The sequence below is a fragment of the Aeromicrobium sp. UBA7512 genome, from assembly GCF_002476985.1.
GTDB classification, from domain to species: Bacteria; Actinomycetota; Actinomycetes; order Propionibacteriales; family Nocardioidaceae; genus Aeromicrobium; species Aeromicrobium phoceense.
Map to the genome: position 1 here is coordinate 21,915 of NZ_DLNK01000004.1, position 11,906 is coordinate 33,820.

Sequence of the window (11,906 nt, forward strand, 5' to 3'; positions counted from 1 at the left end):
TCGCCGGTTTCTCGTAGAAGCCCCGTAGACTTCGGGGGTGACGTCTCGACCCGACCTGCGCCATCCCGCTGCGCGCGCCTTCGGCTGGCTCGCACTCATCGGCGTGGCCCTCGGCGTCGGGATCGGACTCTTCGCGGCGGGCGGCCTGACCGCCACCGGCGTCACGTCGGCCGACCTGCCTCCCCTGGCGGCGCCCACCAGCGAGCCGACGACGACGCCCACCCCCACGCCGACACCCACGCCGGAGCCGGAAGCGGAGGACGAGGGCCCCAAGCCCAAGCTGACGCCGGTTGCCGGCAACCGCGCTGCCCCGGGCGAGCGCTTCGACATCGTGGGCGTCCTGCCCACCGCCGACAAGGGCGCCCAGCTGCAGATCCAGGTCAAGGACGGCGACGGCCCGTGGGACGACTTCCCCGTCACCGTCGCGGCCGGCGACGGCGGCCGGTTCGAGACGAAGATCTACACGTCGCGCACCGGCGAGCGGAAGTTCCGGGTCACCGACAAGTCGTCGGGCGACTCCACGCCCGACATCACCGTCACGATCGGCTGAACGAGCCTCAGATCACCTGGTGCAGCCAGCGGACCGGCGCACCCTCGCCGGCCTGACGGAACGGCTCGAGCTCGGCGTCCCACTTGACGCCCAGCAGCCCGTCGAGCGCCTCGTCCATCGAGATGTCGCCCTGGGCGGCCTTGACGCGGAACGCCTTGATCCGGTCCTCGGGGATGAGCACGTCGCCGTGGAGCCCGGTCATGGCGTGGAAGATGCCGAGCCTCGGCGTGAACGAGTAGCGGGCTCCCTCGCTCGTGGCGGTGGGCTCCTCGGTGATCTCGAAGCGCAGGAGGTCCCAGCCGCGCAGCACGGAGGCGAGGGACGCGGCGGTGCCGGCAGCGGCCTGCCACGACAGCTCGGCGCGGTGGGTTCCGGGCTCGGCAGGCTGGGGCGTCCAGGCCAGATCGACCTTGCCGCCCAGAACTCCGGCCGCCGCCCACTCGATGTGGGCGCACAACGCCGAGGGCGAAGAGTGCACGAAAAGGACACCCCGCGTCAGTGGGGTGCCGGATCGGACCGTATTCACCGTGTTCATCGGTACCTCCCTAGGTGCGCCTTCCCCAGCGATCTCGGGTGATACCTGGCTCCATTGTGGCCCATGCGGGGGTCCGCGACAAGGACTGGGCGCCGAATCGCGTTCACGAGGCCGCTCCCCCGACCTCGTGGACCGTCGGCACCCCCGCCTCGCGCAGCAGCGCGACGATGGCGGCGTCGTCCTCCCAGGCCTCCACGATGCGCAGTCCGTCGTCCTCGACGTCAGCCAGCAGCGCGGTCTTGACGACCGTGGCGGGCCGGTAGTCGGCTGCCCAGCGCATGTAGAGCCCGTCGTGGGCGATGCCGTGGAGGTCGAGCCAGTCGAGCGTCAGGTCGCGCCAGACGAACTCCCGGCCGGTCCACAGCACGATCGCCAGTCCCCTGGCCCGCGCGTCCTTGAGGGCCTCCAGGACGTCGGAGCGCGGCGGGCATCCGGCCGAGGCCGCGTGGAACGCCCGGTAGTCCGCATCCTCACCGGTCACGAGGTGGTCGATGCCCGACGTGTCGCACAAGGTGCCGTCCAGGTCGAACAGGGCGGCTTCACGCGTCATGCGCCCATCTTGGCGTGCCGCTCAGCCCGAAGGCAGCAGCGCCCGGCGTTCGGTGAGCCGCCCGCCGAGCGCGGTGCGCCGCGCACCACCGTGAACGCTGCACCATGGCTACGCTTGCTCGGGACCAAGAGGGAGATCACCGTGGAGCGGATCAGCAAGCGATTCATGAACTGGGCGTCCATCCTCGAAGAGGAGACGCGCGCGCAGGCCGAGATGACGAGCAGGATGCCGTTCATCCATCCGCACCTCGCCCTCATGCCCGACGCCCACCTCGGCAAGGGCGCGACGGTGGGCAGCGTGATCCCGACGCTGGGCGCGATCATTCCCGCGGCGGTCGGCGTCGACATCGGATGCGGCATGATCGCCGTCCGTACACAGTTCCGCTCCAGCGACATCGCGGGCATCCCGCTCCGGGGCCTGCGTGAGCGCATCGAGCGGGCCATCCCGCTGTCCGCCGGCAACTACAACACCGAGCACTTCGGCAAGCACACCGAGGATCGGGTCAACGCACTCGGCCAGAAGGCCGACGAGATCGGCCTGAGCGGCAAGGGACACTTCGCCACGAACTGGGACATGCAGCTGGGCACCCTCGGCTCTGGCAACCACTTCATCGAGGTCAGCCTCGACGAGGACGACACGGTCTGGCTGTTCCTGCACTCGGGCTCGCGTGGTGTCGGCAACAAGATCGCCCAGCACCACATCAAGGTGGCTCAGGACCTATGTCGGAAGTGGTGGATCGACCTACCTCATCCCGACCTGGCCTACCTCGTCGAAGGCACGGAGGAGTTCTGGGCGTACATCAGCGAGCTTCGGTGGGCGCAGGAGTTCGCCCTGCTGAACCGCGAGGAGATGATGGATCGCGTGGTCGCCTCGTTCGACGACTGGCTGGGCGCGAGCAGCGCCCACGGCTCGTTCGCCGAGCTGGAGCGCCTGGAGGAGATCAACTGCCACCACAACTACACGACGAAGGAACAGCACTGGGGCAAGGAGGTCTGGTTGAGCCGCAAGGGCGCGATCGACGCGTCCGAGGGAACGCCCGGGCTCATCCCCGGCTCCATGGGAACGCGCTCCTACGTCGTCGTCGGCAAGGGCAACGCGCTGTCACTCAACAGCAGCCCGCACGGTGCCGGCCGTGAGTACTCGCGGTCCAAGGCGCGCAAGACGTTCACCGCAGAAGACCTCAGGACCGCGATGGTCGGCATCGAGTACCGCGACACCGATGCGTTCATCGACGAGATCCCCGCGGCCTACAAGGACATCGACGTGGTGATGGAGGATGCCAAGGATCTGGTCGAGATCCGGCACACCCTTCGCCAGATCGTCAACGTGAAGGGCGACTGACGGCGGCGCCGTGTCGAACCATGGTAGGGAGGGTGGGGCTCGAACCCACGACCCAAGGATTATGAGTCCTCTGCTCTGACCGGCTGAGCTACCTCCCCGTCGCCGTACGAGCGTACAAGTTCGCCCGCCCGGACAAGGAAGAAGGCCCGGTTCTCGCTCGTATCAGAGTGAGAACCGGGCCTCGCGCGCTCCCCCGATTGGACTCGAACCAATAACCCTTCGATTAACAGTCGAATGCTCTGCCAATTGAGCTACGGGGGATCGGCTCCCCAAGAGGAGCACGGCGACCAACTCTAGCAAGTCGTCCGCGCAGATGCGAAAGGGCCCTCCCCTCTCGATCGCGGACCTGCCAGCGCGTCAGTCCGAGGTGCTCGGCGACCTCGTCGATGGTGAGCCCGACGCCGTCCTCGCACAGCAGTCCGTACCGCAAGCCGGCCACCGCGGCGAGGTGCTCGGGCAGTTCGTCGAGCAGGTCGCTGTCGCTCACGGACCTGGTGCGATGCTCGACCGCGGGCGCCTCGCGGTCGGGCGTCATGGCCCGCGCGATCCAGCTCCACGCGTACGTCGACAGGCGCGTGCCGCGGTCGGGATCGAAGCGGTCGACGGCCAGGATGAGGGCCTCGGCCCCGGCCGCCACGGCCTCGTCGAGCCGCTCGCCCCGGTGCCCCAGCCGCAGCGCGTGCAGGGCGACGTTGCGCAGTCCGGCGCAGATCAGCTCATCGCGCGCGGCGCGGTCACCGCCCGCGGCGGCGCGCGCCAGCATCCGTTCGGCGTCCGCGGGGATCGGGACCTGGGCCAGGGCATGGAGCACGAAGGGCGACACCACCCCAACCTCCCGGTCGGCCCGCCCCCGCGACAGGGGCGCGCGCCGCGCTGTGGACGACGCACCGCTCACCCACAAGGCCGGCGCGCCCGCGACGCCTTGGAACCCCTGACCCGCCCGCTCCCCCGACGCCGAGTGGCGCAAAGTTGCCCGCCACTCGGCGAGTGGCGGGCGAAGCTGCGCCACTCGCGAAGGATCGGCGCGGCGGCGCGCGCGGTTCAGGTGCTCAGGGAGCCATGGCGCCGAGGGCGCGCTCGCGCAGGCTGCGGCGACGCTGCTCGAGCTCGACCAGCCGACCGAACACCTCGGCGTACTCCGGCGCGGTGGGCTCGGTGCGCTGCAGGCGCGACTTCACGTCGCTGATCTGCCGGGCGAGCGAGAGCTCCTGGAGGCGAGCGAGGACGGCGGGCACCACCGAGACCGCACCCTGTTCGGAGGCGTGCATCGGCTCGACGGCCGCGACGCCGAGCACGCGGCGCAGGTCGTCGCCGGGCAGCGAGTCGGCCACCGCCGGCAGCCATCCGGAGTCAGCCTGCTCGGGCAGCCCCTGCGCCACCATGTGACGCCAGATCTCGCGAGCCACGGGATGCACGAAGTCATCGTCGGTGAGGTCGGCAGCGACCGTGCGGGCCACGTGGGGGTACTGCGCGAGCGCCTTGAGCGCCTCGCGCTCGTCGCCGAACTGGGGCGCGCCGAAGCTGGCGAACACCGTCGGCTCGGGTCGCGGCGGCTCGGGCACGGCGGGACCGCGCGGGGCGCGGGCGGCGGCGGGCTTCTGGCCGGCCGCCTTGCGGTGCTCGGAGTGCACGAGGTCGATGTCGACCCCGGCCCGGTTGGCGATCTCGCGCAGGAACTCGTCGACCTTGGAGGTGTCGCGCACCGCCGAGGCCAGGCGCACTGCCTCGCGCACGGCGTCGATGCGCTGGTCGCCCCGGTCGAGGTCGTACCGCTCGAGCGTGTTGTCCAGCACGAAGCGGTAGAGCGGGATGCGCGCGCCGATGAGGTCGCGCACCGCCGCGTCGCCGTCGGCGAGCCGCAGGTCGCACGGGTCCATGCCCCGCTCCTCCACCGCGGCGTAGGTCTGGCCGACGAACTCCTGGTCGCCCTCGAAGGCCTTCAGCGCGGCCCGCTGGCCGGCCTCGTCGCCGTCGAACGTGAAGATCACCTCCCCGTGGAAGGCGTCGTGGTCGAGCATGAGGCGCCGCAGCACCCGGGCGTGACCCTCGCCGAACGCCGTGCCGCACGTGGCCACCGCGGTGAGCACGCCGGCCTGGTGGCACGCCATCACGTCGGTGTACCCCTCGACGACGACGGCTTGACTCTCCTTGCGGATCGGGTCGCGGGCCAGGTCGATCCCGTAGAGGACCTGCGTCTTCTTGTAGATGGGGGTCTCGGACGTGTTGACGTACTTGCCCTTCATGAAGTCGTCGTCGAACATCCGCCGGGCGCCGAAGCCGATCACCTCGCCCGAGATCTCCTTGATGGGCCACAGCAGGCGGCCCTGGAACGCGTCGTAGAGGCCGCGGGCCGATCGCCGGGCGAGCCCGCCGACGACGAGCTCGTCCTCGGCGAAGCCCTTGGCCTTCAGGTGCGTGACGAGCGCCTCCCCCGACCTGGGCGCCCAGCCCATGCCGAAGACCTCGGCCGCGGCCTGGTCGAAGCCACGATCGGTGAGGAGGCGGCGCCCGGGGGCCGCCTCGGCCGAGGACATCAGCTGCTCGGCGTAGAACCTCTCGGCGGCCTTGTGGGCCAGCAGGAGACGCTGGCGCTGGCCGGGATCGCGCCGCGGCCCGGTGGGGGCGCCGGTCTCCTCGTAGCGCAGCTGGATGCCGTACTTGTCGGCCAGCCGCTCGACCGACTCCGCGAAGGACAGGCCCTCGATCTCCATGAGGAACTTGATGGCATCGCCACCCGCCGAGCAACCGAAGCAGTGGTAGAAGCCTTGGGCCGGGCGGACGTTGAACGACGGACTCTTCTCGTCGTGGAACGGGCACAGTCCCTTGCGGGCTCCGCCGCCCGCGTTCTTCAGCGTGACGTACTGCTCGACGACCTCGTCGATGCGGACCCGCTCACGGACGAGTTGGATGTCCTCGTCCTTGATGCGCGCCATGAGGTCATCCTAGGTGCTGCGACCCACGCCCGATCTGGATACGGGCGTCCCGGCCGCCGGGGTCAGCCCAGCAGCCGGCGCGCCCACGCGTGCGCCGAGGCATCGGTGAGGCTGGCCACCTGGTCGACGATCACGCGCAGGCGCTGGGCGTCGTCCGCGGCGGCCCGGAAGTCGGTGGCGAACTCCGGCTCCAGCTCGCCCTCGCCCTTGAGTCGCAGGTGGGCCACGAGCCCGTGCAGCAGGTCGCGCTGCTGCGCGAGGTCGCGCACGCGCGGGTCGGCCCGCATCACGTGGTGCGCCGCCAGCGACTTGAGCACGTTGATCTCGTCGAGGGTGTCGCGCGGCACCTCGAGCTCGCCCTCGTACCGGACGAGCGGGCCGGTCCCCCACTGCTCCACGGTGGCCTCGTACGCGGCGCCGGCGAACCGGCCGATGAGGGCGCTGGTCAGGCTCTTGAGGACCGCTTGGGACGACCGGTCGGCCGTGAACGCCGACACCGGCCACTCGGGCAGTGCCCGCAGCCGCTCCAGCGCCGCGTCGAGTCGGTCGTCGGTGGCGCTCGCGTCGTACCAGTCACGCGCCACGCGCCAGGAGCCCGGCGTGTCCAGGTCGCCGACGAGGCTGAACCAGTTCCCGACGACCCCGTCCTCCACGTCGTGGACCGAGTAGGCGATGTCGTCCGACAGGTCCATGACCTGCGCCTCCATCGTCAGCCGGCCCTTCATGTCCAGCCACTCGAACACGCGCAGGTCGTCCTCGTAGACGCCGAACTTCGGGGTGTCCCGCTCGCCGCGACGCCACGGGTACTTCACGCACGACGACAACGTCGCGCGGGTCAGGTTGAGGCCCACGCTGCGGCCCCGGGCGTCGAAGGTCTTGGCCTCGAGGCGCGACAGGATCCGCAGCGTCTGGGCGTTGCCCTCGAAGCCCCCGATCGACGCGGCGACCTCGTTGAGCGCCGTCTCGCCGTTGTGCCCGAACGGCGGGTGCCCCAGGTCGTGCGACAGCGCGGCGGAGTCGACGATCTCGGGGTCGCAGCCGAGGCTCTTGCCCAGCTCGCGCGCCACCTGGGCGACCTCGAGCGAGTGGGTCAGCCGGTTGCGGACGAAGTCGTCGGTGCCGGCGCCCATCACCTGGGTCTTGCCAGCCAGGCGCCGCAGTGCGGAGGAGTGCAGGATCCGCGCCCTATCGCGCTCGAAGGAGGTGCGTCCCGAGCGCTTCGCCGGCTCGGGCACGACCCGCTCGCGCGCCTCGCTCCCGTACCGGTCCACGCGGTCACCCTAGCGAGCCGCGCGCATCCCGGGACTCACCAGCGACCATTGCGGGGCCGCGGCTGGCACGTGGGGCAGCGGTAGGACGAGCGGTTCATGAACGGCTCGCGCACGATGAGGTCGCCGCAGCGGTCGCAGGGCCGCCCCTCCTGGCCGTAGGCGTTCAACGAGCGGTCGAAGTAGCCGCTCTGCCCGTTGACGTTCACGTACAGCGCGTCGAACGACGTGCCGCCCTGCTCGAGCGCCATCGTCATCACGTCGCGCACGTGGCCGATCAACTCGGTGGCCTCGGCGATCCGCAGCCCCTTGGTGTTGCGCGCGTAGTGCAGGCGGGTGCGCCACAGCGCCTCGTCGGCGTAGATGTTGCCCACCCCGGAGACCAGCCCCTGGTCGAGCAGAGCGCGCTTCACTCCGGTCTGGCGGCGGCGCAGGCGGGCGACGAACGCCGCGTCGTCGAACGCGGGATCCAGCGGGTCGAGCGCGATGTGGGCGATCTCGGTGGGCGGATCGGTCTCGCTGACCGACATGCCCCCGAAGATCCGCTGGTCGGCGAAGCGCAGCTGACGTCCGTCGTCGAGGTCGAAGGTGATACGCAGGTGACGCGGCGGCGGGGCGTCGGGATCGGAGATGAGGGCCTGACCGCTCATCCCGAGGTGGGTCAGGATGCTGGAGCCGTCGTCGAGCGCCAGCCACAGGTACTTGCCGCGGCGGTGGGCCGACTCGACCCGCCGGGCGACGAGGCGGGCGACGAAGTCGGAGGGGCCGGGGCCGTGGCGGCGCACGGAGCGCGAGTCGAGCACCTCCACCGCGGTGATCGTGCGCCCGACCACGTGGTCGTCCAGGCCGCGCCGGACGACCTCGACCTCAGGAAGCTCGGGCACCGTCGGGGTTCGGGGCTGGGGCGGTCGCGGCGGCACGCTCGCTTATGGCACGCCACGCGATCTCGGCGACCATCTGCTCGGCGTCCTTCTTGGAGCGGCCGGTGCCGCCGTCGAAGCGCTCGGCGCCCAGCACGACGGAGGCGGTGAACGTCTTGTCGTGATCGGGGCCGGTGCCCTCGAGGACGTAGGCGGGCACGCCGAGTCCGTGCAGCGCCGAGATCTCCTGCAGCGAGGTCTTCCAGTCGAGGCCGGCACCCATCTGGGCGGCGTCGGCGATCACCGGGTCGAAGATCGCGTGGATGACGTCGGCGGCGCGCTCGATGCCGAACTCGACGAAGACCGCGCCGAGCACGGCCTCCATGGCGTCGGAGAGGATCGAGGGCTTGTTCCGGCCGCCCGAGGCCTCCTCGCCACGACCGAGACGCAGGTGGTCGCCGAGGCCGAGGGTGCGCGCGACCTCCGCCAGGGCCTTCGCGCTGACGACCGCCGCGCGCAGCTTCGCCAGCTGGCCCTCGGGCAGGTCGGGGTGGCCACGGAACAGGGTCTCGGTGACCACGAGGCCGAGCACCGAGTCGCCGAGGAACTCCAGGCGCTCGTTGTTCGGGATCTGGCCGTTCTCGTAGGAGTACGACCGGTGAGTCAGGGCATGCGTGAGGAGCTCGGGGTCCAGATCAGGGACCCCGAGCGTCTCACTCAGTGCCGCGAGCTCGGGCACGTCGTGCAGGTCAGAGGACCTGACGACGCTCACCGCGCGCGCCGTACTGGCCGCACTCGGCGCAGGCACGGTGGGAAATCACCTTGCCGTTGCATGCCGGGTTCGCGCAGTCGACGGTGGCGACAGCCGTCGTCTTCCACGCAGAACGGCGGTGCCGGGTGTTGCTGCGCGACATCTTCCGCTTCGGGACGGCCACGGTTACTCCTCAGGTCGTTCGGTCAGGTGGGTCAGCGCCGACCATCTCGGGTCGATCGCGTCACCGTGTGTGTGGTCGGGATCGTCCGCGAGCCGGGCCCCACACTCGGGGCACAGTCCCGGACAGTCCGGATCACACAACGGGTTGTGCGGCAGTGCGAGCACCACCGCGTCCCGCAGGACGGGCTCGAGGTCCAGATACTCGTCCTCGAGGGCCAGTTCGTCCTCGCCCGCGTCCTCGTAGAGGTAGAGCTCCTGGAAGTCGCAGTCGAAGTCCTCTTCGACGTCCCTCAAGCAGCGCACACACTCGCCGACGGCGTGGACCGAGGCGGTTCCGGTGGCGAGAACACCGTCCATCACTGCCTCGAGCCGAAGCTCCAGACCGATGGGCGAGCCCTCGGGAACACCGAAGACCGGAAGACCGAGGTCCGCAGGTGCCTCGAGGACGAGATCGTACGACTTCTCCGTACCGGGTCGACGTCCCAACACCTGGGTGTCGAACACGAACGGTCGGGAAGCCACGTCAAACCCCTCATCGAGTGCACCGAAGAACCACGGCCAGCAAACGGGCCAGCGTCAATCCTACCTCGCCGCGCCTCGGGGAGGCGAATCGGTGTCGGTCACCTCCTCATCATGGCCGACCGGCCGGGAGAAGCGACACCGGAAGCGTCGGTCCCGGGTGGGACGCTGGCCCCATGGAGGCCAAGGACGAGGACCGGTTCGGGTCGATCCTCCACGCCGACCTCGACGCGTTCTACGCGTCGGTGGAGCAGCGCGACGACCCCTCCCTGCGCGGGCGCCCGGTGATCGTCGGCGGTGGGGTCGTCCTGTCGGGCTCCTACGAGGCCCGGGCGCGGGGCGTGCGCACGGCCATGGGCGGCCGCCAGGCGCTGCGGCTGTGCCCCGAGGCGGTGGTCGTGCCCCCGCGCTTCGACGCCTACGTCGCGGCCAGCAAGGCCGTCTTCGCGATCTTCCGCGACACCACTCCCCTCGTCCGTGGGCTGTCGATCGACGAGGCGTTCCTCGACGTCTCCGGGCTGCGCCGACTCCGGGGGCCCGCCCTGCCGATCGCACGCGAGCTGCGGCGCCGGGTGCAGGACGAGACGGGTCTGCCGATCTCCGTGGGCCTCGCCCGCACTCCCTACCTCGCCAAGGTCGCCAGCACGCTCGCCAAGCCCGATGGGCTGCTGGTCGTACCGGTCGACGGCGAGCTGGAGTTCCTGCACGCACTGCCCGTCGAGCGGCTGTGGGGCGTGGGCGACATCACCGCGGCGAAGCTGCACGCCGCCCGCCTGCGCACGGTGGCGGACGTCGCGCGGCTGACCCCCGGCGAGCTGTCCGCGATCGTCGGGCGCGCCGCGGGTCACCACCTCCACGCGCTCGCGAACGGGCACGACGCCCGCCGGGTCGAGCCCGGCCCCTCACGCCGGTCGATCGGGGCGCAGCACGCGCTGGGCCGTGCCTCGTTCGCCGAGGCCGACCTCGCGCTGCTCGCGCTGTGCGACAAGGTCGGACGCCGCATGCGCCGGGCGGGCCGGACCGCCGCGACCGTCACGATCCGGCTGCGGTTCGGTGACTTCCGTCGCTCCACGTCCTCGCGCACGCTCCCCCGGCCCACCGAGAGCACCTCGGTGATCTCCGAGGTCGCCCGCGCCCTGCTGGCGTCGCGCCGGGCCGACATCGAGCGGGACGGCATCACGCTGGTGGGCGTCGCGCTGTCGGGACTCGACGACCACGGCGCCCAGCTCGTGCTGCCGCTCGACGACGAGGCCGATCCCGTGCTCGACCAGACCCTCGATCGCGTCGCCGCGCGGTTCGGGAACGCCGCGGTCCGGAGAGGGAGTCACCTCGGGCGCGGCTGGGAGCCTCGGTCGCCCGTGCAGTGACGGGTCAGGGGGTCAGTGCCCGAAGGCCGCGTCGAGGGCGTTCATCACGTGCTTGGGCACAAGGCCGTTGACGTCGCCGCCGTGGCGCGCGACCTCCTTGACCAGGCTTGACGCGATGAACGTGTAGTCCGGCGAGGTGGGGATGAAGACCGTGTCGATCCCCGTCAGGTTCCCGTTCATCTGGGCCATCTGGAGCTCGTAGTCGAAGTCCGAGACGGCGCGCAGGCCCTTGACGATGGCCTGGACGTCGTTCTGCGCGCAGTAGTCGACGAGCAGTCCGGCGTAGGAGTCGAGCGTGACGTTCTCCAGCTCGGAGGTCGCCTCCGCGATCAGCTCGATGCGGCGCTCGATCGGGAAGAGCCCCGCCTTGCTCTCGTTCACCAGCACGACCACGACGACCTCGTCGAACAGGAACGAGGCTCGCTCGATGATGTCGAGATGGCCGTTCGTGATGGGGTCGAAGGAGCCGGGGCACACCACGCGCGTCATGTCAGTGACCGTACCAAAGGCGCGTCTCGCCGTAGGACTTGTCCCGCAGCGCGTCGAACCCCTCGGGCCACGTGAACTCGTCGCGGCTCGAGCGCTCGACCACCACGACGGCGTCCTCCACCAGGGAGGGGCGCAGCGCGGCGACGATCGACGCCACCTCCTCGGTGGGCACGGCGTACGGAGGATCGAGGAACACGAGATCCCACGGGCCGCTGTTCGCAGCCACGTAGCGCTGGGCCGTGACGCGGTGCACGCGCGCCGACGCGCCCAGCTCGGTGACGTTGCGCTGGATCGTGCGCGCGGCGCGCGCGTCGGACTCGACGAGGTCGGCGTGCGCGGCCCCGCGCGAGACGCACTCGAGCCCGAGCGCCCCCGAGCCGGCGAACAGGTCGAGGACCCGGAGTCCGTCGAAGCCGCCCAGCAGCGAGTTCAGGGAGGCGAACACCGACTCGCGCACGCGGTCGGAGGTGGGGCGGGTGCCGTCGCCCGCTGGCGTCGTGATGCGGCGGCCTCCCCACCGCCCGGCGATGATCCGCGTCATGCGGCCAGCCCACCGATCC

15 protein-coding genes and 2 tRNA genes are annotated in these 11,906 nt (G+C 71.0%); 3 read left to right on the top strand and 14 right to left on the bottom strand.

Going from position 1 to position 11,906, the window contains the following annotated elements; genetic code table 11:
- Positions 1-37 precede the first annotated feature (37 nt).
- Positions 38-550 (top strand): hypothetical protein, encoded by a 513-nt coding sequence (locus B2363_RS05725; protein ID WP_286929060.1) that lies wholly within the window; start codon positions 38-40, stop codon positions 548-550.
- A gap of 7 nt (positions 551-557) precedes the next feature.
- Here B2363_RS05725 and B2363_RS05730 read toward each other — a convergent pair whose 3' ends face one another.
- From B2363_RS05730 to B2363_RS05740, 3 genes are all read right to left on the bottom strand, one after another.
- Positions 558-1,085, bottom strand: coding sequence for a DUF3145 domain-containing protein (locus tag B2363_RS05730; protein ID WP_286929061.1), 528 nt, complete (start codon positions 1,083-1,085; stop codon positions 558-560).
- 103 nt (positions 1,086-1,188) lie between these two features.
- Complete coding sequence (locus tag B2363_RS05735) at positions 1,189-1,635, bottom strand: HAD family acid phosphatase (RefSeq protein ID WP_286929063.1); 447 nt, start codon at positions 1,633-1,635, stop codon at positions 1,189-1,191.
- Positions 1,632-1,871, bottom strand: coding sequence for a hypothetical protein (locus B2363_RS05740; protein ID WP_286929064.1), 240 nt, complete (start codon positions 1,869-1,871; stop codon positions 1,632-1,634). The genes B2363_RS05735 and B2363_RS05740 overlap by 4 nt, the downstream gene beginning before the upstream one ends.
- Here B2363_RS05740 and B2363_RS05745 point away from each other — a divergent pair.
- Positions 1,861-2,976 (top strand): RtcB family protein, encoded by a 1,116-nt coding sequence (locus B2363_RS05745; RefSeq protein ID WP_286929065.1) that lies wholly within the window; start codon positions 1,861-1,863, stop codon positions 2,974-2,976. The two genes, B2363_RS05740 and B2363_RS05745, sit on opposite strands and share 11 nt — an antisense overlap.
- A 21-nt stretch (positions 2,977-2,997) precedes the next feature.
- On the opposite strand, the gene B2363_RS05750 is transcribed toward B2363_RS05745, so the two are convergent.
- The 9 genes from B2363_RS05750 to B2363_RS05785 form a co-directional block, all read right to left on the bottom strand.
- Positions 2,998-3,074 (bottom strand) — tRNA-Met (locus tag B2363_RS05750).
- 90 nt (positions 3,075-3,164) lie between these two features.
- Positions 3,165-3,237, bottom strand: a tRNA-Asn gene (locus B2363_RS05755).
- Positions 3,200-3,739: a sigma-70 family RNA polymerase sigma factor gene (locus B2363_RS16280; RefSeq protein ID WP_376785953.1), complete on the bottom strand. Its 540-nt coding sequence runs from the start codon at positions 3,737-3,739 to the stop codon at positions 3,200-3,202. The genes B2363_RS05755 and B2363_RS16280 overlap by 38 nt, the downstream gene beginning before the upstream one ends.
- Positions 3,740-4,025: 286 nt before the next feature.
- On the bottom strand, positions 4,026-5,909 hold the full coding sequence (dnaG, locus tag B2363_RS05760; RefSeq protein WP_286929066.1) for a DNA primase: 1,884 nt from the start codon (positions 5,907-5,909) through the stop codon (positions 4,026-4,028).
- A 62-nt stretch (positions 5,910-5,971) separates the two neighbouring features.
- Positions 5,972-7,180 (bottom strand): deoxyguanosinetriphosphate triphosphohydrolase, encoded by a 1,209-nt coding sequence (locus B2363_RS05765; protein ID WP_286929067.1) that lies wholly within the window; start codon positions 7,178-7,180, stop codon positions 5,972-5,974.
- Between the two features lie 35 nt (positions 7,181-7,215).
- A complete protein-coding gene (gene mutM, locus B2363_RS05770) occupies positions 7,216-8,061 on the bottom strand; it encodes a bifunctional DNA-formamidopyrimidine glycosylase/DNA-(apurinic or apyrimidinic site) lyase (RefSeq protein ID WP_286929068.1) in 846 nt (281 codons plus the stop codon).
- Positions 8,045-8,809: a ribonuclease III gene (gene rnc, locus B2363_RS05775; protein ID WP_286929070.1), complete on the bottom strand. Its 765-nt coding sequence runs from the start codon at positions 8,807-8,809 to the stop codon at positions 8,045-8,047. The genes mutM and rnc overlap by 17 nt, the downstream gene beginning before the upstream one ends.
- Entirely contained in the window at positions 8,787-8,972 is a 186-nt protein-coding gene (gene rpmF / locus B2363_RS05780; protein ID WP_078700579.1) for a 50S ribosomal protein L32, read from the bottom strand. Before rpmF ends, rnc begins: the two co-directional genes overlap by 23 nt.
- Positions 8,973-8,974: 2 nt before the next feature.
- Positions 8,975-9,493: a YceD family protein gene (locus B2363_RS05785; protein ID WP_286929072.1), complete on the bottom strand. Its 519-nt coding sequence runs from the start codon at positions 9,491-9,493 to the stop codon at positions 8,975-8,977.
- A gap of 173 nt (positions 9,494-9,666) precedes the next feature.
- Between B2363_RS05785 and dinB the strand changes: the two genes are divergently transcribed.
- Entirely contained in the window at positions 9,667-10,857 is a 1,191-nt protein-coding gene (gene dinB, locus B2363_RS05790; RefSeq protein WP_286929074.1) for a DNA polymerase IV, read from the top strand.
- Positions 10,858-10,869: 12 nt separating this feature from the next.
- Here dinB and coaD read toward each other — a convergent pair whose 3' ends face one another.
- Positions 10,870-11,346 (bottom strand): pantetheine-phosphate adenylyltransferase, encoded by a 477-nt coding sequence (gene coaD, locus B2363_RS05795; RefSeq protein WP_181756623.1) that lies wholly within the window; start codon positions 11,344-11,346, stop codon positions 10,870-10,872.
- 1 nt (position 11,347) lies between these two features.
- Positions 11,348-11,887, bottom strand: coding sequence for a 16S rRNA (guanine(966)-N(2))-methyltransferase RsmD (gene rsmD, locus B2363_RS05800; protein WP_286929075.1), 540 nt, complete (start codon positions 11,885-11,887; stop codon positions 11,348-11,350).
- Positions 11,888-11,906: the final 19 nt, after the last annotated feature.